Source organism: Pseudomonas cremoricolorata DSM 17059 = NBRC 16634 (genome assembly GCF_000425745.1).
In the GTDB taxonomy this organism is placed as follows: domain Bacteria; phylum Pseudomonadota; class Gammaproteobacteria; order Pseudomonadales; family Pseudomonadaceae; genus Aquipseudomonas; species Aquipseudomonas cremoricolorata.
Genome location: NZ_AUEA01000018.1, coordinates 58,548 through 78,735 on the forward strand (window position 1 = coordinate 58,548; position 20,188 = coordinate 78,735).

Consider the following 20,188-nt stretch of genomic DNA (forward strand, 5'->3'; position numbering starts at 1 on the left):
CGCCGTGGCGGAACAGAATTTCGGAAATATCCGCTTGCGCAGAAAATTCATCCTGAACTGCACACCATTGGGTTCAAACAGATATCCCAGTGTCGCTCAGGTAGAAGTGCAGGTCGTTCGTAGGCGCTTTACTGGGTGCACAACAACGATAACGCTGCCCATCTGCAGCACACCCTACAGGCTGCCTATGGAAACCGGAGAGCACGCGCATGTCCGTCACACATGAGGTCCCCCCAGCCACCCTTCGCCGGGTAATCGCCGCATCAGCGGTAGGCAATTTCGTCGAGTGGTTCGACTTTGCGGTTTATGGCTTTCTCGCCACCCTGATCGCCAGCCAGTTCTTCGCCAGCTCCGATCCAGGCGTCGGTCTGCTCAAGACCTTCGCGGTGTTTGCCGTGGCCTTCGCCCTGCGCCCGCTGGGCGGGGTGGTGTTCGGCGCGCTCGGTGATCGGCTTGGACGCAAGCGCGTGCTGTCGATGACCATCCTGATGATGGCCGGCTCGACCACCTTGATCGGGCTGTTGCCCACCTATGCCAGCATCGGCTTGCTGGCCCCCGTGCTGTTGACCCTGGCGCGCTGCATTCAGGGCTTTTCCGCAGGCGGCGAATACGCCGGTGCCTGCGCTTACCTGATGGAACACGCGCCTCGGGAAAAACGTGCCTTCTACGGCAGTTTCGTCCCCGTTTCGACCTTTTCCGCCTTCGCCTGCGCCGCGGTGCTGGCCTATGGTCTGGAGGCCAGCCTGTCGGCCGAAGCGATGGCCAGCTGGGGATGGCGCATACCGTTTCTGGTCGCCGCACCCCTGGGCCTGGTAGGGCTGTATCTGCGCTGGCGCATGGAGGAAACCCCGGCGTTTCGCGCGGCCATGGCCGAAGGCAAGCAGCATGAACATTCACCGCTCAAGGACACCCTACGCCACCATGGACGCACGATCTGCAACCTGGGTGCGTTCATTTCATTGACGGCGCTGTCGTTCTACATGTTCACCACCTACTTCGCCACCTACCTGCAACTGGTCGGCAACCTGAGTCGTGCGCAGTCGCTGTTGGTGACCACGGTGGCCTTGCTGTTCGCCGCCGGCGGCTGCCCGCTGGCCGGCGCGCTGTCCGACCGATTCGGTCGGCGCCGGACCATCATGTTCACCTGCTTCTGGGTCATCGCCTGCGTGTTCCCGGCCTATTGGCTTGCCAGTTCGGGGTCGTTGTCCTACGCATTGGTGGGTGTCATTCTGCTCGCCGTCGGGGCACTGACCAGTGGTGTCGTCACCGCTGCCTTGCTTTCGGAGAGCTTCCCCACCCGCAGCCGCTACACCGCTTCGGCCATCACGTACAACGTCGCCTACACGCTGTTCGGCGGCACCGCGCCGCTGGTCGCAACCTGGCTGATCAGCCAGACCGGCAGCAGCCTGGCGCCAGCGTTCTACTTGGTGGTAATCGCCTTGCTGGCGCTGGTGGGCGGTCTGGCATTGCCGGAAACCTCACGCGTGTCTCTGCATGATGAGAGCCCCCATGCAGGCAACACGCCGCGCGCCGCCGCCTCAGGTGCGTAACACCTCGGCAAGCAGGGTGCACACCTGCTGCGCGGAGTAGGGCTTGGCCAGAAAGGCGAAGCCCGCATGCCCACCTTCGGCGACAGCCTCGCTGTAGCCGGAGGTGAGGATAACTGGCAGGTCGGAATAGCGCGTGCGAATTTCCCGTGCCATCGCCAGGCCGCCCATGCCGGGCATCAGCACATCGGAAAATACCGCATCGAACGGCACCTGCGCATGCTCCAGCTGCACCAGAGCATCTTCGCCGCAGTCGGCCCAGCTCACCTGGAAGCCGTGCTCGCTGAGGATCTGCGTGGTGAAGTTGCCGACGTCGGGGTTGTCTTCCACCACCAGTATCCGTTTGGCTGAGGTCTGGCCGACGCCGGCCTGAGCCTGCGCCAGGCTGCTTGCCGGTGCCGCCTGCGGGGCGCTGGTCTGCGGCAGGTAGAGCATGAAGGTCGCACCTTGGCCTGGCTCGCTGCTCACCTGCACGTCGCCACCCGATTGTCGGGCGAAGCCGAACACCTGAGACAAGCCCAGGCCGGTGCCCTGTCCCAGCGCCTTGGTGGTGAAGAATGGATCGAAGATGCGTTCGAGCAGCTCTGGCTCGATGCCTGGGCCCTGATCGATCACCTCGATGGCGGCGAACGGTCCCGCCGGGCTTGGTTGGCCCGGCAGGTCGAGCCGGTGGTTGGCCGTCAGGCGCAGGCGCAAAGTGCCTTCGCCGGACATGGCATCACGGCCATTGATGACCATGTTGATCAGCGCAGTTTCCAATTGGCCAAGATCGGCGCAGATGTAGCAGGGCGTTTGCGGTAGCTCGAGCAATACCTGCAGCCTTGCACCGGTGACGGTATCGAGCATTTCACTGATCGCCGAGAGCCGTTGCCCGGCGTCGAATACCTGCGGGCTGAGGGCCTGGCGGCGGGCGAAGGCCAGCAGTTGGCCGGTGAGTTTGGCGCCGCGCTCGACGGTGTCGACCATGGTCTTGAGGTAGCGGCTGCGGCGCTCTGCTTCCAGCTCCGGGCGTTGCAGAAAGTGCAGCGACGAGCGAATGATCGTCAGCAGGTTGTTGAAGTCATGGGCGACACCGCCTGTGAGCTGGCCGATCGCCTCGAGCTTCTGGCTCTGGCGCAGCACCGCCTCGGTGTGCAGTAGCTGGTCGGTGCGCTCTCGCACACGTTGCTCGAGGGTGGCGTTGAGGGCCTCCATGGCGGCCATGGTGTCGCGCACTTCGAGATGGGCTTGAATGCGCTGGATGTGCGCCCAGCTGCGCTCGATCACCTCGCCTATCAAGGCCTGGTCGGCGCCGGTCCAGCGCCGTGGCTGATTGTCGTGGACCGCCATCAGCGCGGTCAGGCGACCTTCCTTGATCAACGGCATGCACACGGTGGCGCGTGCGCCGAGTTCGCTGAACGTCGCGGCCGCTTCAAGGGGCAATTCGCGCAGAGTATCGTTGATCACCAACGGCAGCCCGTCGCGCAGGCGCTTGAGTGGCAGCTCACCAAAATCCCTCAGGCGGTAGCGGCCAAGCAGGTTGGTCGAGGCATCGGCGACCCATTCGCCGCTGATGGTGAAACCGTCCTGATCGTCGTCCATCAGCGCGTAGGCGCAACTGCTCAATTGCAGGTATTGCCCGAGCATTTGCGTGCTGATGTCGAGAATGCGCGCAGGATCGGTGGCGTTGGCGACCGCGCGGCTGAGGCTATCGAGAAAATTCAGCCGCTGGTTGGCGAGTACGGTAGGGGTGGTTTCGGCGACCGTGTCGAGCATGCCCACGATGGTTCCGTCGGCGTCACGGATGGGGCTGTAGCAAAAGGTGAAATAGGCCCGTTCGGGGCGTGCCTGGCGCTCGATCAGCAAGGGGAAGTCCTGAATGAACACCGCTTCGCCACTCAGTGCATGGCTGACCATCGGGCCGATGTCACTCCAGGCTTCCTGCCAGACCTCACTGAACGGGCGACCAATGGCCAAAGGCTTGTCGCCGAGGATTTCGGTAAAGGCGTCGTTGTGCAGGGTGATCAGTTGCTCGCCCCACAGAATCGCCTGGGGAAATCGCGAGGCCAGGCACAGTGCAACGCTGGTGCTGAGCACTTGCGGCCAGTCATGCAGTGGCCCCAAGGGTGTAGCGGACCAGTCGTGGTGTCTGATCCGCTCTGCCATCTCGCCACCGCCCGCCAGCCACTTTGCCATGATCGCGCACATCCCTTTACCAAACCCGTTGAAATCGCTGTGGCGTCTCGCTCCACGCACACGCATGCCTTTGTCAGCGCTGCGCGGCGCAGTTTACCGCGCTCCGGGAAGCTTGGCGTAGTGGAGTCTGGAGGGATTTGATGGCGTGGAGTGTTGGCCTGTAGCAGAGGGAGGTGGCGCAGCCGCCGTACAGCAAGCGGCCGAGCCAGTGTTGCAGGGGGTGCGAACTCAGTACTCCCAGAAAATACGCTGCAACTCTTTGCTGTCCTGGGTCTTGGTCATGGCGACCATGGCCAGAATGCGGGCTTTCTGCGGGTTCAGATCGTGAGCGACGACCCAGTCGTTCTTGTCGTCAGGCTGCTCGGCGTTGCGCAGTACGAAACCGCCTTGGTTGACGTGGGAAGAACGGATGATCTGCACACCGTTATGACGAAGCTCCTGCAGCGCAGGCACCACCCGCGACGACACCGAGCCATTGCCCGTGCCTGCGTGGATCAGCGCTTTGGCGCCGTTCTGGGCCAAGGCTTTGTAGGCGGTATCGCTCACATTGCCGTAGCCGTAGGCGATATCTACCGCGGGCAGGCTGGTGATTTGCTTGATATCGAACTCGGAATTGATGGTGTGGCGCTTGGCTGGCAGGCGGAACCAGTACGACTTGCCTTCCACGACCATGCCCATTGGGCCCCAGGCGCTCTTGAACGCTTCGGTCTTGATGTTCACCGACTTGCTCACATCGCGACCCGACTGGATCTCGTCGTTCATGGTCACCAGCACGCCTTTGCCCCAGGACTGTTTGTCCCCGGCCACCGCGACGGCGTTGTACAGGTTGAGCATGCCATCGGCGGACATCGCCGTGCCTGGGCGCATCGAGCCGACCACCACGATTGGCTTCTCGGTTTTTTCGACCAGGTTAAGGAAATAGGCGGTCTCTTCGAGGGTGTCAGTGCCATGGGTGATGACGATGCCGTCCACATCCGGGCTGTCGGCCAGTTCGGCGACTCGTTTGGCGAGTTTGAGCAAGTCGTCATTGCCGATGCTTTCCGAGGCGATCTGCATGACCTGCTCGCCGCGCACGTTGGCCAGATCGGCCAGTTCCGGGACGCCTGCGATGAGTTTGTCGACGCCCAATTTAGCCGCCTGGTAGGTCGCGCTGTTGGCAGCGCTGGCACCAGCGCCGGCAATGGTGCCGCCTGTGGCAAGAATCACCACATTGGCGCGTTTTTGTTGGGTTTGTGCTTCCTGGGCCGAAACACCGGCCGGGATCAGCAAGAACAGCGCCAGCGCGCTGGGGGCAAAAGTCTTCAGTGCAGCATTCATTATTGTTGGCTCTCTTTTCCGTTGAGATAGCGGTTGCTGTATCGCCTGCACGGCCACGCAGTTTTCGTACCAGCTGCGAGACGCCGGCGGATTTTCCACGGCAGCGGGCCGAATAGGGCGTTGTTTTGCTTCAACGGGTCGAATGCTGGAGGGCGGGTGTTCGGAATTCCGACCGGCCTGGTAGTTGGCGGTCGGATTTCCGATTAGAGGAGGCGTTAGCGAGCTCTGCTGGCACAGCCTTCGGTCAGGTCGCCGAAGCGGTGGCTGGATCATCTTGAGTGGCCGGCGCATGCCGCTCGATGACCTGCTCGATGAAACCGCGTGCGGCGTCGCTGCCCAGTTCACGCACCAGCAGGTCGACGGCGATGAGCATCAACTCCTCTGGGCTCGCCGGGCTGTAGGCGCGATGGCCGCCGGCCAGTTTGACCTTGATGTCGGCATCGATGGTGATGGTACTCATGTGCGGCTCTCGTAGCGGGCGCGGATAAGGCATTCAAGCGCGGCCACTGCATGCAGCAGCTGGCTCGGCGGCTTTTATTGCATTGAATCATGCCCTTGCAGCGCAGGCTCTGCGACCAAGGCATCAGTTCAATACTGGCAAAGTTATCATGTCGTGCAAAATCCAGTCACGATTACCTTGACGCCCAGCCGCTTCAGAACGGGCAGAATTGCACGATTTTGCAACGAAAAGAGCTCAGGCCTGTCGCATTAGGCAGATTCCGTTACTGATTAGGAGGATTCATGGTTGGTACTCGCGCTTGTTTGGCCTCGCTACTGGTGCTGGCTGCCCTTGCCGGTTGCAGCAGCGGCGGCACCACGGACGCAGGCCAGGGTGCAGCCCCGGCTGCAGGCTCCGCGCAGAGCAATGATGGTCGTTGTCAGTCCAGTGCTGCCGACTTCGCCATCGGCAAACAGGGTACGCCTGCACTGCTTGAGCAGGCGCGTGAGGCGAGCGGGGCGCAGATTGCCCGGCTGCTCAAGCCGCACGACATGGTGACCCTGGAGTATCGCTCGGAGCGCCTGAATCTCAACGTCAACGAGCAGGGTGTGGTCAATCGCGTCAACTGCGGATGACGTGTTTCGAGCTTATCGAGGTCAACAAAAAACCCGCCGTCACTGGCGGGTTTTTTGTAGGACGAGCCGAATTATTCCGGACGAACCTGCGCTGCTTGCATGCCTTTCTGGCCACGCTCAGCGACGAACGAAACGGTCTGGCCTTCTTTCAAAGACTTGAAACCGTCGCTTTCGATGGCTTTGAAGTGAACGAACAGGTCGTCGCCGCCGCCTTGTGGGGTGATGAAGCCGAAGCCTTTCTCATCATTGAACCATTTAACGGTGCCGGTTTGGCGATTGGACATGGGGTGGATCTCCAGACATTAGTTTTTTCAGTAGTGCAATGTTGCCGAGGCTACTGTGCACGAGGAGCATGATAGTTCATTTCCTCGCTTCTAGCGCCAATTACCTTGTCTGAACATTGACTGACATCAATTACGGCGCAGATTTTCTCGCGACGTCGTGCTCAGCTTTTCTTCGAACAGGCCATGACTACGGCGGCTTGCGCGCGTTCGACCAGCGGCGGCTCAGGGTTTTTTCCATTCAAGCTCTCGAGCTCGTCGTCACTGAATTCTTTCTCCAGCACCTTCGCGCCGCACTCGCAGTGCTGCTTGGCGGCCTGAGCGCTGAGGCCCTGGCTGGTGGACGACTCGATGCAGGTCTGGGTATACGTGCTTTCGGTGCCTGGGGGGAATTTGCCGGCATTGGCTGCCAGGGGCAGTGACAGCGCAGTCGCAGCGACGATGGCCAGAAGCGGTTGAAGTCGCATAGCTTGAAACTCCTTTGGGTTGATCAACGATAGTGGGGTCAGTAGGTCAGAGGGGAAACACGCCCAAAGAGTTCACCGCCGGCGATGGCATTCAAATAATCCTGCGGCATCGCAAACCCGCGTGCTAGCATGCTCGGCTCGCAGCGCGCCAGTGATGGTGCGCTGGCGATCCGATCATCATTCTTTTCCAGTCACTCTGGTTCGCTCCTGACAAGCCGAAAGGCTTCTGCCACTGTGAGGCAGGCTTCGCTTCAGCGAGGGCAGGTCGGATCTTGTACTGGCTCATCCCAACCCACGTGACCTTTGGTAGGGGTCACCACTAGGAGAGGAGGCGCCATGCCCACCATTACTCTTCCCGATGGCAGTCAGCGTTCGTTCGACGACGCCGTAACCGTGGCTCAAGTTGCCGCATCCATTGGCGCAGGTCTGGCCAAGGCCACCTTGGCCGGCAAGGTCGATGGCAAGCTGGTCGATGCCTGCGAGCTGATCGAGCGCGATGCCACGCTGCAAATCATCACCCCCAAAGACGAAGAGGGACTGGAGATCATCCGTCACTCGTGCGCCCACCTGATCGGTCATGCGGTCAAGCAGTTGTATCCGACCGCGCGCATGGTGATCGGTCCTGTGATCGACGAAGGCTTCTATTACGACATCGCCTACGAGCGTCCCTTCACTCCGGACGACCTGGCAGCGATCGAGAAGCGCATGCATCAGCTGATCGACAAGGACTACGACGTCATCAAGAAGATGACGCCGCGCGCCGAGGTCATCGAGGTGTTCGCCGCCCGTGGCGAGGAATACAAGCTGCGTCTGGTCGAAGACATGCCCGACGAGCAGGCCATGGGTCTGTACTATCACGAAGAGTACGTGGACATGTGCCGCGGCCCACACGTGCCGAACACCCGCTTCCTCAAGGCATTCAAGCTGACCAAGCTGTCGGGCGCCTACTGGCGTGGCGATGCCAAGAACGAGCAGTTGCAGCGCGTGTATGGCACCGCCTGGGCTGACAAGAAGCAGCTGGCCGCCTATATCCAGCGCATCGAAGAAGCGGAAAAGCGCGATCACCGCAAGATCGGCAAGCAGCTCGATCTGTTCCACCTGCAGGAAGAAGCACCGGGCATGGTGTTCTGGCACCCGGACGGCTGGACCGTCTATCAGGTGCTCGAGCAGTACATGCGCACCGTGCAGCGCATCAACGGCTATCTGGAAATCAAGACCCCGCAAGTGGTCGATCGGATTCTCTGGGAGCGCTCCGGGCACTGGTCGAACTATGCGGAAAACATGTTCACCACCTCGTCCGAGAGCCGCGACTATGCGGTCAAGCCGATGAACTGCCCGTGTCACGTGCAGGTGTTCAACCAGGGTCTGAAGTCGTACCGCGACCTGCCGCTGCGTCTGGCCGAGTTCGGCGCCTGTCACCGTAACGAACCCTCCGGCGCGCTGCACGGCATCATGCGCGTGCGCGGCTTCACTCAGGACGACGCGCATATCTTCTGCACCGAAGAGCAGGTGAAGAAGGAAGCGGCCGACTTCATCAAGCTGACCCTGGATGTGTACAAGGACTTCGGCTTCACCGATATCGCCATGAAGCTCTCCACCCGTCCCGCCAAGCGGGTAGGTTCCGAAGAGCTGTGGGACCGCGCGGAAACCGCGTTGGCCGACGCCTTGAACGAATCGGGTCTGGAGTGGGAATACCAGCCGGGCGAGGGCGCTTTCTACGGTCCGAAGATCGAGTTCACCCTGCGCGACTGCCTTGGCCGGAACTGGCAGTGCGGCACCTTGCAGTACGATCCGAACCTGCCCGAGCGTCTGGATGCCAGCTACATTGCCGAAGACAACGCCCGCAAGCGTCCGGTCATGCTGCACCGCGCCATCCTGGGCTCGTTCGAGCGCTTCATCGGCATGCTCATCGAGCATTACGCCGGGGTCTTCCCGGCCTGGCTGGCGCCGACCCAGGCGGTGATCATGAATATCACCGACAAACAGGCCGATTTCGCCCTCGAGGTGGAAAAAATGTTGGCCACCGAGGGCTTCCGTGCCAAGTCCGACTTGAGAAATGAAAAGATCGGCTTTAAAATCCGCGAGCATACTTTGCTCAAGGTCCCGTTCCTTTTGGTTATAGGGGATCGCGAAGTCGAAACGCAAACCGTTGCCGTGCGCACCCGCGAAGGCGCAGACCTGGGCTCAATGCCGGTCGCGCAGTTCGCCGCCCACCTTTCGCAAGCGGTTTCCCGGCGTGGTCGCCAAGAATCGGAGTAATGACTATTAAGCGTGATATGAGAAACGATAAACGAGCTGCACCGAAGGCCCCGATCAACGAGAATATCTCGGCACGCGAGGTTCGGTTAATTGGTGCTGACGGCGAGCAGCTAGGCATCGTCTCGATCGAAGAAGCGCTTCGTATCGCTGAAGAAGCGAAGCTGGATCTGGTAGAGATTTCTGCTGACGCCGTACCGCCTGTCTGCAAAGTCTTGGACTACGGCAAAAGCCTGTTCGAGAAAAAGAAGCAGCAGGCGGCGGCCAAGAAGAACCAGAAGATCATCCAGATCAAAGAAATCAAGTTTCGTCCAGGGACGGAGGATGGAGATTATCAGGTAAAACTACGCAACCTGATACGTTTCCTAAGTGATGGGGACAAGGCCAAGATCTCTCTGAGATTCCGTGGTCGTGAGATGGCCCACCAGGAGCTGGGCATGGAACTGTTGAAACGGGTCGAAAATGACCTGATCGAATACGGTACCGTTGAGCAGCATCCGAAGATGGAAGGACGCCAGCTTATGATGGTCATCGCCCCCAAGAAAAAGAAGTAACCTCCCGGGCACGGCAGGCCTGATGGTTATGTGTAATTTTATCGAATGCGGAGTTCCAACATGCCAAAAATGAAAACCAAGAGCGGTGCTGCGAAGCGTTTCCTGAAAACGGCAACCGGCTTCAAGCACAAGCACGCTTTCAAGAGCCACATCCTGACCAAAATGTCGACCAAGCGTAAGCGTCAACTGCGCGGTAGCAGCATGCTGCATCCGTCTGACGTCGCAAAAGTCGCGCGCATGCTGCGCGTTCGTTAATTCTGGTCAAAGATAGAGGAAGTTACTCATGGCTCGTGTAAAGCGCGGCGTCATCGCTCGCAAGCGTCACAAAAAAATCCTGAAACTGGCTAAAGGCTACTACGGCGCTCGTTCGCGCGTATTCCGTGTTGCCAAGCAGGCTGTCATCAAGGCTGGTCAATATGCCTACCGTGACCGTCGCCAGAAAAAACGTCAGTTCCGCGCACTGTGGATCGCTCGTATCAACGCCGGTGCACGCACCAACGGCCTGTCGTACAGCCGTTTGATCGCTGGCCTGAAAAAAGCGTCGATCGAAATCGACCGCAAGGTTCTGGCTGACCTGGCAGTGAACGAAAAAGCGGCGTTTGCTGCAATTGTCGAGAAAGCTAAAGCCGTTCTGGCTTAAGTACCCACGACAATCATCCGCTGGCGCGTCGCGCTGGCGGGTGTAGAACGTCATCGATAGGGGAAGAGCCTTCAAAAGCTCTTCCCCTATTTTTGTATCTGGAGTCTGTACATGGAAAACCTGGATGCGCTGGTCTCCCAAGCCTTAGAGGCCGTGGAACGCGCTGAAGACATCAATACCCTGGAACAGATCCGGGTCCAGTTTCTCGGCAAGAAAGGCGAGCTGACTCAGGTGATGAAGACCCTGGGTAACCTGCCTGCCGATGAGCGCCCCAAGGTCGGCGCGCTGATCAACGACGCCAAGGAACGCGTCACTGTAGTGCTCAACGCTCGCAAGACAGCGTTCGAAGCGGCTGAGCTGAATGCCCGTCTGGCGGCTGAGCGTATCGACGTCACTTTGCCGGGCCGCGGGCAGACCACCGGTGGTCTGCACCCAATCACCCGTACCCTTGAGCGCATCGAACAGTTCTTCACTCATATCGGCTACGGCATTGCCGAGGGCCCTGAGGTCGAAGACGACTACCACAACTTCGAAGCGCTCAACATCCCCGGCCACCACCCGGCGCGGGCGATGCATGACACCTTCTATTTCAATGCCAACATGCTGCTGCGCACGCACACCTCGCCAGTGCAGGTGCGCACCATGGAGTCCAGCCAGCCGCCCATTCGCATCGTCTGCCCAGGGCGGGTCTACCGCTGCGACTCGGATATCACCCATTCGCCGATGTTCCACCAGGTCGAAGGCCTGTTGATCGACCGCGACATCAACTTTGCCGATCTCAAAGGCACCATCGAAGAGTTTCTCCGGGTGTTCTTCGAGAAGGAACTGGCGGTGCGTTTTCGTCCATCCTTCTTCCCGTTCACCGAGCCGTCCGCCGAGGTGGATATCCAGTGCGTCATGTGCTCGGGCCAGGGCTGCCGGGTGTGCAAGCAGACCGGCTGGCTGGAAGTGATGGGCTGCGGCATGGTGCATCCGAACGTGCTGCGCATGTCGGGCATCGATCCGGAAACCTTCCAGGGCTTCGCGTTCGGCATGGGTGCCGAGCGTCTGGCGATGCTGCGTTACGGCGTCAATGATTTGCGTCTGTTCTTCGACAACGACCTGCGGTTCCTCGCGCAATTCCGCTAGGCCCGTACCTGACGCACATTTAGGAGAGCAGCATGAAATTCAGTGAACAGTGGCTGCGTGGTTGGGTCAACCCGCAAGTCTCCCGCGACGATCTGGTCGCACGCCTGTCCATGGCCGGCCTGGAAGTCGACAGCGTTACGCCTGCCGCCGGCCAGTTCAGCGGCATCGTGGTCGGTGAAATCCTTGCCACCGAACAGCACCCGGACGCCGACAAGCTGCGCGTCTGCCAGGTCAGTGACGGCAAGGAGGCTTTCCAGGTCGTGTGCGGCGCGCCAAATGCGCGCCCAGGCATCAAGATTCCATTCGCCATGATCGGTGCCGAGCTGCCCGGCGACTTCAAGATCAAGAAGGCCAAGCTGCGCGGCGTAGAGTCGTTTGGCATGCTCTGTTCGGCAGCCGAGCTGCAGATCAGTGAGGAAAACGACGGCTTGCTGGAGCTTGCCAGCGACGCGCCAGTCGGTGAGGACATCCGTCAGTATTTGAGCCTGGACGATGCCAGCATCGAGATCGGTCTGACCCCCAACCGCGGCGACTGCCTGTCGATCGCGGGCCTGGCGCGCGACGTCAGCGCGCTGTACGACGTTGCCGTGCAACGGCCGGAAGTGCCAGCGGTGCTCGCCAGTCACGATGAAGTGCGCTCGGTCGAGGTAACTGCGCCTGCCGCCTGCCCGCGTTACCTGGGCCGCGTCATCCGTAACGTCGATCTGTCCAGGCCGACCCCGTTGTGGATGGTCGAGCGTCTGCGTCGCAGTGACGTGCGCAGCATCGATGCTGCCGTCGACATCACCAACTATGTGATGCTCGAGCTCGGTCAGCCGATGCATGCCTTCGACCTCGCCGAAATCAACGGCGGCATTCGTGTGCGCATGGCTGAAGAGGGCGAGAAGCTTGTGTTGCTCGACGGCCAGGAAGTGGCATTGCGCAGCGATACGCTGGTGATTGCCGACCACGCGCGGCCGCTGGCCATTGCTGGGGTGATGGGCGGGGAGCACAGCGGCGTCGATACCGAGAAGACCCGCGATCTGTTCCTCGAGAGCGCATTCTTCGAGCCTGTATCGGTTGCCGGCAAGGCCCGTTCGTACGGCCTGCATACCGATGCATCGCATCGTTTCGAGCGCGGCGTGGATTCACAATTGGCCCGTGAAGCGATGGAGCGCGCCACGCGTCTGATCATCGAGATCGTCGGTGGTGAAGCAGGCCCGGTGATTGAAAGTGTCAGTGCCGAACACCTGCCGCATATCGCACCCATCACCTTGCGCGCCGAACGCGTCAGCCAGATGCTGGGCATGGACATGCAGCCTGCGCAAATCGAGCAGTTGCTCAATGCGCTGGGCCTGTCGACTCAGGCCGATGGGGCAGGGCAGTGGACTGTCACAGTGCCAAGCCATCGTTTCGATGTCAGCCTGGAAGTCGACCTGATCGAGGAGCTTGCCCGGCTGTACGGCTACAACCGTCTGCCAGTGCGCTACCCGCAGGCGCGCCTGGCGCCGCAAGCGCGCCCCGAGTCGCGCAGCGAGCTGCCAACCCTGCGCCGCCTGCTGGTGGCTCGTGGCTACCAGGAAGCGATCACCTACAGCTTCATCGATACGAAGTTGTTCGAGCTGTTCAATCCTGGCGTCGAGCCGCTGCTACTGGCCAACCCTATCTCCAGCGACATGGCGGCCATGCGTGGCTCGTTGTGGCCAGGCTTGGTCAAGGCGTTGCAGCACAACCTGAACCGCCAGCAAGACCGTGTGCGTTTGTTCGAGAGTGGTCTTCGCTTCGTTGGCCAACTGGGCGAGCTCAAGCAAGAGCCCATGATCGCAGGTTTGATCAGCGGTAGCCGACTGCCCGAAGGCTGGGCCAATGGTCGTGACAGCGTCGACTTCTTCGATATCAAAGCTGATGTCGAAGCGGTGCTGGGGTATGCCGGGGCGCTGCATAGCTTCACCTTCACCGCCGCGCAGCATCCAGCCCTGCATCCTGGTCAAACCGCTCGAATCGAGCGCGATGGCAAGGAAGTCGGCTACATTGGCGCATTGCACCCCGAGCTGGCTAAAGCGCTTGATCTGGATCGTCCGGTATTTGTTTTCGAGATGATTCTGGCGCAAGTTGTCGAAGGGCAACTTCCGGCATTCAGCGAGCTGTCGAAGTTCCCCGAAACCCGTCGCGACCTCGCCTTGATCGCAGGCCGTGAAGTGGCGGCGCACGAGGTGCTCGACATCATTCGTGACAATGCTGGGCAATGGCTGACGGACCTTAGGCTGTTTGATGTCTATCAAGGTAAAGGTATTGATCCTGATAGAAAAAGCCTGGCGGTCGGCTTGACCTGGCAGCATCCATCACGCACTCTTACCGACGATGAGGTGAACGCCACCCTGCAAACCATTCTCACCTCGCTCGAACAAAGGTTGAACACCACGTTAAGGAAATAGCGTATGGGTGCTCTGACGAAAGCTGAGATGGCCGAACGGCTGTACGAGGAGCTGGGGCTCAACAAGCGCGAAGCCAAAGAATTGGTCGAGTTGTTTTTCGAAGAAATTCGCCACGCACTTGAAGATAACGAGCAGGTCAAGTTGTCCGGTTTCGGCAACTTTGATCTTCGCGACAAACGTCAGCGGCCGGGCCGCAACCCCAAGACTGGGGAAGAGATCCCGATCACCGCACGCCGAGTCGTCACCTTTCGTCCAGGGCAGAAACTGAAAGCCCGGGTTGAGGCCTATGCTGGAACCAAGCCATAACGACGAGCTGCCCCCCATTCCGGGCAAACGCTACTTCACCATCGGTGAAGTTAGCGAGCTTTGCGCGGTAAAACCGCACGTGTTGCGGTACTGGGAACAGGAATTTCCACAGCTCAACCCGGTCAAGCGCCGCGGGAATCGCCGGTATTATCAGCGCCAGGACGTGCTGATGATCCGCCAGATCCGCGCCCTGCTTTACGATCAGGGCTTCACCATCGGCGGCGCCAGGCTGCGCCTGTCCAGCGATGAAGCCAAGGAAGACACGACTCAGTACAAGCAGCTGATTCGACAGATGATTGTCGAGTTGGAGGATGTGCTGGTAGTGCTGAAGAAGTAGGCCCGATCCATCGATGAAAGTTTTTTGAGAAAAAGCTTTCATTTATCAAAAGGTTAGGGTACATTTCTTCCCGTTCTCGGCAATATCGAGAACAGTTCGGGGCGTAGCGCAGCCCGGTAGCGCACTTGCATGGGGTGCAAGGGGTCGAGTGTTCGAATCACTCCGTCCCGACCAAAATACCCTAGAAAATCCAGTCACTTAGCGGTGACTGGATTTTTTTATGGGCGAGTGTGCGCAAAGAATGCGCAAAACTCGCGCAAAACTATTGGGCGATATCGCCGTTACCCAGCCACGCTCAACCTTCCTCTTAATGTCTGGTCATGCCTTCGGTCGCATGGCCAGCGATCTTTTGAACGTCTTTTCCAGCTTGCTTGTACAGGTCTAGGGAGAGGGCGCACACCTCAGCACCCAGCAGGCAGCTTCGCGGTTGAATCAATGCGTAAAGGTACGGCGTTGCTGGAGCATCCAGCATTTCCCTGTGGCAAGCATTCTCGTCTGGAAGGGTCTCCGGGGTAAGTAGACCGCTACACCGGACAGTTATTCACCAAGGGATCGAACGCACTGTTTGGTAATTTGGGCTCTTCCTGCGTTCAAGGGGGAGCGTAGTCCATGTGGAAATTTCCTACACATTCGATTTACATCGCCGCAGCCTCGCCTTACCATCGACGCCAATGAGAATCATTAACGGTATCGGTCAGGCTCGAGGGCATGCTTATGGACCATCGAGAAGCGACGCACACCCAACTGCAAATCACCAGTAAGGGCCTGCAGCTTCAACCGGGGCTCATCGTCAACCTGACTTGCGCCAATCCCGATAACACCAGCGTCACGCGGACGTCCTACCAGCACACCAGCGAGTACATCCACTTCAATTGCCTGTTGCAGGGCAACTTTCAGGCGAAGGTCAGAAACCACGAGATCTCGCTATCACCCGGTGACCTCAACGTGGGGTATGCCAATGGCGAACACTTCAATGTGGCCCATTGCTCTGACCTGTCCAATATCGAGCTGCTGGTCGATCCTCAATTGTTGTTGTCTCTGGCTGGCGAGGATTGCCACCTGGTGACACCGACCACGCTGGGGCGATTCTTCACCCACAGTTGCCCGGCCAGCAACCGGGCGCGCTTTGCGGCGGCGCAACTGTTCTGCCACCTGAGCAGCCCTGATTATCCGCAATTGCTCATCCACTCGGCCGCGCTCGACTACCTGTACTGGCATCTGCACGCCTTCAAGGGCGAACCTGACGATGAACCGGTGGCACAATTCGAGCGGCGCCGACTGCTCGAAGCGCGTGATTTTCTGCTGCAGGACCTCAGTTCGCCGCCCACCATCGCGCAGATCGCGCAGAAGGTCGGGCTGAACGAATTCAAGCTCAAACAGGGCTTCAAGAAGCTCTTCAGCAACAGCATCTATGCCTATTTTCAGGGTGAACGGATGAAGAAAGCGCAGGCTCTGCTGCAACATCACAACGTCACTGAAACCGCGATGATCCTCGGTTACAGCAACGTCAGTCATTTCAGCAGTGCCTTTCGCAAGCAGTTTGGCGTGCTGCCGGGCAGCCTGCGCCAGGACCCGGACAGTCTGCTGTTCGGTGCGCCGCCCCTGCGTTGAGCGGCGTGGCTCAGTTGCCGCTGCCGAACGCGCAGTGAATCAACCCCGGCGCAAAGCGCCTGCGTAGGTAGCCGATACGCGACATCAAGGCGAACAGGCGCATGTAGTGCGGGTAGGGCTGGGCAAAGGTCGGACACGACAACAGCCGCAGCCCTGGCACCTGCTTCACGAACGACGGGACCCGGCCCAGCGGCATGCCAAATGGCATGGGCGGCGCGGTGTAGCCGGTTGACAGTTTCCAGCCCCTGAGCGTCTTGCGCGAGAACCATGGCGGGATGGTGTCGAAGAACACTTCGCCGCGTTCGAAACGACGGGTGATCTTTTCCAGCAACGCCAGCACCTGCGCTTCGGTGAAGTACATGAACAACCCCGCCGCGCTGATGAACACCGGGCCCTTGACCTGTTGCGCGACCTGTTCCAGCCACTGATCGTCCAGTGCCGAGCAGGCGATCAGGTGGTTGCGTTCGTGAGCGGGCAGTAGACGCTGGCGAATGCCGATCGACTCGGCAAGATCAACCGAATACCACTGTACCCGCGGATGAGCGACGCGCCAGAACTGGGTCTCCAGGCCTTCGCCCAACACCACCACCGACCCTTCGGGTTCCCGCGCTAGAAAGGTATTGATGCGTTCATCGGCGTAGCGCGAGCGCACTGCATGCACAGGGGTCGGTGGGCCGAAGCGCCCGCGAAAGTCGTAGTCGATACGCTGCATCAGCGACATCAGCAGCGGGTCGTTGAGCAGGCTGTGCGGGCCGTCGGAATAGGCCGAGCGAGTCCAGATGGTCAGCAGCATGGTTTCCGGCACGCCTTGCAGGCCCGGTGAAATGCGTTCGAGGTCAACCGCAGCGTTCATTGTGTGTTCCTTGTCGACAAGCGCGTGCCAGCCTCACAACGAGGCGGCCTGCGTGGTAGTGGTGTGGGCGGGCAGTGCGGCGGCGGCGGGGGCGTTCAAGCTGACGGTGGCACAGCCGTCGGCAGCCGATTGCCAGTCGATTTCCAGCGTTGTCAGGCGCGCCATGTACGCCAGCGCCTCGTGCTCCATTTCCCGCATCAGGGTGTTCAGCTCAGGGCTGCCCAGAAGGGTGAACATTTCGGCGAAGGTGCAGTGGTCAATGCGATAGCCGTTCTCAGTGCGCTGGCCCCTGAGCAACCCCAAGGTCTGATAGCGCGCCATGAAGGCCTGCCAGTAGCTGCGCACCGCACCCGACGGGTCGTCCGTGGCGGCGATGACCTCAGGTACCGGCCACAGCCAGCGCATTTCCATTTTGCCCGTGGCCAGGAACATCTCCCGGTACAAGGCATAGGCCTGTTGCTGACCCAGCAGGTCGCGTACGCGGCTGTAACCTGCGGTAAACATGCTTATATCGCGGGTGATCTTCGCCCATTCGGCGGCGTAAGTCGGGTGACGGCTGCGAAAGCTTGCGAGGCGCCGGTGATGCTCCCGCCAGCGCCACAGGAAGCTGGCCACGAAGCCGCCCATGGCCAGCCCGGGTTTTTTCTCACGCAGGCGTGCCCACACGGCCGAGTCGGTGAGGTAGGTGGTCTGCAAGGCAGGCATGCGCGGATGCATCGCGGCGTCGTACCAGCACTGGCCGAAGTGCGGCAACTCATGGCTGCTGCCGCTGACTACCTGGCACCAGCCGAACTGCAATGGGTCCATGGCGGGGTCGAGGTCCTTCGCCCGGCGTGCGCTGATGCCGTGCCGGCGCAGAATCGTTTCCATCGCGTGATGAGCGCTGGCCGGCAGTTGTTCCATGCTGTAGACCCCGGCGCCGATCTCGCCCGACTCGGCCAATAACCACTGCACGGCCGCGCAGGCGGTGAGGGCGGTGAAGTCGTAGGAAGAGATGCAGCCATGCACCACCCATCCGTCCTCCGGGCGATTGTCCGGGTAGACCCACAGGCAGCAGTCGGGGTCGGCCTTCTTGCGCTTTTTCATCGACTGGCCGCTGCTGTAGAACATCTTCGCCAGACGTTCGCGCACGCCTTTCCAGCGGCTCAAGCGGCCCATCAACCGGGCGCTGCGCGGCGACAGGAATTGAATGCTGTAACGGTAATCCAGGGTGTTGATCGTGTGGGTCGTTTGGCTGGAGTCATGCGCGCCCAAGGTCGCGATTTCCGGTGCCGAGTAGGCGATTAAGGGCGCGGGCGTTGCGTGGCCAGAGAAGGTGAACCGACTGTGGGCATCGCCCCAGGGCGCAGGCTGGGTCTGGCGTTTGCCATCGATGAAGGCCGTCAGCGTCGGCTTGAAACTGTCCAGCAGCACGTAGGGGCTGGTTTCGCCTCCGCCGTAGGCTGCGCCTGCATAAAACCGGCTGCGGTAGGTGCCGCTGGCGGACGCCTGTTCGCGGACCAGTTTCATCAACAGGATGCCGGACAGCCCGGGCGTCAGCCCCATGCCGGTCAGCACTCGGCGACCCTGGGCCAGTGCGCTGGAGTTCAGGGCTTGAATGGCGTCGGCGGCGCTCAGGCTGTCGTTGACGTCCACGCAGTCGATGCCTGCTTGCAGACACAGGGTATGGGGACGCGCACCATAGGCGTCCATCGGCCCCAGCGCGATGATCGCCAGGTCGAACTGACGCAGGACCGCCACGGCGCTCTGGCTGTCATCGATGTCCAGCGCCACCCGTGAGACTCCGGCAGGCAGGGTATCGCTGCGGTCCGGGCGACGTGCCGCGCAGCTCAGGCGCACGTGCGGGCAGCGCCTGTGCAATGCTCGCAGAATGCGGCGTCCGGTTTCGCCGGTGCCGCCGATCACGATGACGTTCTTCGAGGGCGGTACGCCGTTGTTCAACGCGTTCATGACAAACCTCCTTGCCATTCGGGGTGGGGCTGCGCCGTCAGGCCGTCGATAGCGAGCAAGCCTTCGGCCCTGAACAGCTGCATGAAACGGCGACTGTCGATGGCCTCGTGCAGCATCTGTACGCCGTTGGCCAGCGGATCACCTTCCAGCAGGCAGCGCGCGGTGATGGCGATTGCAACGCCAGTGGCCTGGTAGGTGTCGGCGACCACCAAGGTGGCGCTTTCGCGCTGTTCATCGGCGTAGGTCACATCGACCCGCAAGCCATACACCGGCTGTAGATTGCGCAGGTCCCGCGCCGATGCCTTGGCCAGGCGTTGTGCCGCACGGTGGATCTTCTCGGGGGTACGGAATTGGCCGAGCAGTTTGGCCCGCAGGCAGGCCAGCGCCGCCCGTGGACCGACGTTGCTGCCGTAGGCGCGGGCCTCGGGGATGTTCAGTTGCCTGGCCAGGCGCGCCAGTTCTTCGCTGGGCATCAGCATCGTGCTGACGCGGCCAATCTGCCCGGGAAAGGTCACCTTGCGCATGGCCTTGAAAAAGCCCACTGACCGATGCACGCCGTGACGGATGACCGGAAAACCACGGTCCTGGCCAAAGTCGCCGAGGCTGTGGACGATGTCCCACGCCGAGTTGTAGGTCCAGGCATCGCGGCCAATGCAGCAGGTGTCCAGGCGCAGCGGGGTGCGTCCGTGGGCAGTGGAATCGATCACGTACTTGGGAAACAGCCCGGTCAGGCCGGGCATCAGGCCGACGCTGATGATCAACGGCACATCGACTGGCTCTTGGTGCTGACGTGCTTCCAAGGCCTTGAGCAACGGGTCGTAGCCGCCGGCGTCGATCAAGGGTGTGTCCACCTCGATGCAGGCGCGTGCGACCCGTTCACCGAGCACCCCGGAAGGCCCGATGCAGGCGATCACCAGGGCCGCGTCCGCAAACGCCTGCCTCAGCGCCTGAGGGTCGTTGGCGTCCAGCACCAGGCTGACGAGGCGCGGGTCGTTCGGCGTCGCACCGTTGGCCGATGCCGAGTGCGCGCTGCGCGAGGCGATGATGATTTTGTGGTGGGTGTGCCGCAGCAGATACCTCACCACTTCGCGTCCGACCCGCCCATTGCCGCCCATGACGATGATGGGGCGGTGGTTTGCTTGATTGTGCATGCTGCTGTCCCGACAAGAGGGGGAGTACTCGATTCAATAAGAATCGTTCTCAAAGGAGCCGACTATGGAATCGCCAGCCAGTGCCGACCACCCGATCCGGGAGTGGGCCCCCCGGATCCGGAGCTTT

At 60.8% G+C, this 20,188-nt stretch carries 19 protein-coding genes and 1 tRNA gene; 12 read left to right on the forward strand and 8 right to left on the reverse strand.

Features of this window, described 5'->3' with window-relative positions; translation table 11 throughout:
- Positions 1-209 precede the first annotated feature (209 nt).
- Entirely contained in the window at positions 210-1,550 is a 1,341-nt protein-coding gene (locus H618_RS0118330) for an MFS transporter (protein ID WP_028696454.1), read from the forward strand.
- Here the strand turns inward: H618_RS0118330 and H618_RS0118335 are convergent.
- The 3 genes from H618_RS0118335 to H618_RS0118345 all read right to left on the reverse strand — a co-directional run bounded on the left by H618_RS0118335 (position 1,539) and on the right by H618_RS0118345 (position 5,499).
- Positions 1,539-3,722, reverse strand: a complete 2,184-nt coding sequence (locus tag H618_RS0118335; protein WP_028696455.1) for an ATP-binding protein — start codon at positions 3,720-3,722, stop codon at positions 1,539-1,541. The two genes, H618_RS0118330 and H618_RS0118335, sit on opposite strands and share 12 nt — an antisense overlap.
- Before the next feature lie 228 nt (positions 3,723-3,950).
- On the reverse strand, positions 3,951-5,039 hold the full coding sequence (locus H618_RS0118340) for an asparaginase (protein WP_028696456.1): 1,089 nt from the start codon (positions 5,037-5,039) through the stop codon (positions 3,951-3,953).
- 244 nt (positions 5,040-5,283) lie between these two features.
- Positions 5,284-5,499: a hypothetical protein gene (locus H618_RS0118345; RefSeq protein ID WP_028696457.1), complete on the reverse strand. Its 216-nt coding sequence runs from the start codon at positions 5,497-5,499 to the stop codon at positions 5,284-5,286.
- Between the two features lie 281 nt (positions 5,500-5,780).
- Between H618_RS0118345 and H618_RS0118350 the strand changes: the two genes are divergently transcribed.
- Complete coding sequence (locus H618_RS0118350) at positions 5,781-6,113, forward strand: I78 family peptidase inhibitor (RefSeq protein ID WP_028696458.1); 333 nt, start codon at positions 5,781-5,783, stop codon at positions 6,111-6,113.
- A 71-nt stretch (positions 6,114-6,184) separates the two neighbouring features.
- Here H618_RS0118350 and H618_RS0118355 read toward each other — a convergent pair whose 3' ends face one another.
- Positions 6,185-6,397, reverse strand: a complete 213-nt coding sequence (locus H618_RS0118355; protein ID WP_012273095.1) for a cold-shock protein — start codon at positions 6,395-6,397, stop codon at positions 6,185-6,187.
- A gap of 161 nt (positions 6,398-6,558) precedes the next feature.
- On the reverse strand, positions 6,559-6,861 hold the full coding sequence (locus H618_RS0118360) for a hypothetical protein (RefSeq protein WP_028696459.1): 303 nt from the start codon (positions 6,859-6,861) through the stop codon (positions 6,559-6,561).
- 336 nt (positions 6,862-7,197) lie between these two features.
- Here H618_RS0118360 and thrS point away from each other — a divergent pair, with 336 nt between their 5' ends.
- The 10 genes from thrS (at position 7,198) to H618_RS21875 (ending at position 16,107) form a co-directional block, all read left to right on the forward strand.
- Positions 7,198-9,120, forward strand: coding sequence for a threonine--tRNA ligase (gene thrS / locus H618_RS0118365; RefSeq protein WP_028696460.1), 1,923 nt, complete (start codon positions 7,198-7,200; stop codon positions 9,118-9,120).
- Positions 9,120-9,671: a translation initiation factor IF-3 gene (gene infC / locus H618_RS0118370; protein ID WP_211232370.1), complete on the forward strand. Its 552-nt coding sequence runs from the start codon at positions 9,120-9,122 to the stop codon at positions 9,669-9,671. Before thrS ends, infC begins: the two co-directional genes overlap by 1 nt.
- 60 nt (positions 9,672-9,731) lie before the next feature.
- Positions 9,732-9,926 carry a 50S ribosomal protein L35 gene (gene rpmI, locus H618_RS0118375; RefSeq protein WP_028696462.1) on the forward strand — a complete coding sequence of 65 codons (195 nt, stop codon included), beginning with the start codon at positions 9,732-9,734 and terminating at the stop codon, positions 9,924-9,926.
- 28 nt (positions 9,927-9,954) lie between these two features.
- Positions 9,955-10,311 (forward strand): 50S ribosomal protein L20, encoded by a 357-nt coding sequence (gene rplT / locus H618_RS0118380; RefSeq protein WP_003250671.1) that lies wholly within the window; start codon positions 9,955-9,957, stop codon positions 10,309-10,311.
- Between the two features lie 111 nt (positions 10,312-10,422).
- Entirely contained in the window at positions 10,423-11,439 is a 1,017-nt protein-coding gene (gene pheS / locus H618_RS0118385) for a phenylalanine--tRNA ligase subunit alpha (RefSeq protein ID WP_028696463.1), read from the forward strand.
- Positions 11,440-11,471: 32 nt separating this feature from the next.
- Complete coding sequence (gene pheT / locus H618_RS0118390; RefSeq protein ID WP_028696464.1) at positions 11,472-13,853, forward strand: phenylalanine--tRNA ligase subunit beta; 2,382 nt, start codon at positions 11,472-11,474, stop codon at positions 13,851-13,853.
- Positions 13,854-13,856: 3 nt separating this feature from the next.
- Entirely contained in the window at positions 13,857-14,159 is a 303-nt protein-coding gene (gene ihfA, locus H618_RS0118395; protein WP_009394049.1) for an integration host factor subunit alpha, read from the forward strand.
- Entirely contained in the window at positions 14,140-14,496 is a 357-nt protein-coding gene (locus tag H618_RS0118400) for a MerR family transcriptional regulator (RefSeq protein ID WP_028696465.1), read from the forward strand. Before ihfA ends, H618_RS0118400 begins: the two co-directional genes overlap by 20 nt.
- 97 nt (positions 14,497-14,593) lie before the next feature.
- Positions 14,594-14,670 (forward strand) — tRNA-Pro (locus H618_RS0118405).
- Between the two features lie 540 nt (positions 14,671-15,210).
- Positions 15,211-16,107: a helix-turn-helix transcriptional regulator gene (locus H618_RS21875; RefSeq protein ID WP_050577348.1), complete on the forward strand. Its 897-nt coding sequence runs from the start codon at positions 15,211-15,213 to the stop codon at positions 16,105-16,107.
- 10 nt (positions 16,108-16,117) lie between these two features.
- On the opposite strand, the gene H618_RS0118415 is transcribed toward H618_RS21875, so the two are convergent.
- From H618_RS0118415 to H618_RS21880, 3 genes are read right to left on the reverse strand one after another with little or no spacing between them, the layout of a single operon-like run.
- Positions 16,118-16,960 (reverse strand): class I SAM-dependent methyltransferase, encoded by an 843-nt coding sequence (locus H618_RS0118415; protein WP_028696466.1) that lies wholly within the window; start codon positions 16,958-16,960, stop codon positions 16,118-16,120.
- Between the two features lie 33 nt (positions 16,961-16,993).
- Positions 16,994-18,910 carry a saccharopine dehydrogenase NADP-binding domain-containing protein gene (locus H618_RS0118420; protein ID WP_033727782.1) on the reverse strand — a complete coding sequence of 639 codons (1,917 nt, stop codon included), beginning with the start codon at positions 18,908-18,910 and terminating at the stop codon, positions 16,994-16,996.
- Positions 18,907-20,061 (reverse strand): saccharopine dehydrogenase family protein, encoded by a 1,155-nt coding sequence (locus H618_RS21880; protein ID WP_050577349.1) that lies wholly within the window; start codon positions 20,059-20,061, stop codon positions 18,907-18,909. The genes H618_RS0118420 and H618_RS21880 overlap by 4 nt, the downstream gene beginning before the upstream one ends.
- Between the last annotated feature and the right edge of the window lie 127 nt (positions 20,062-20,188).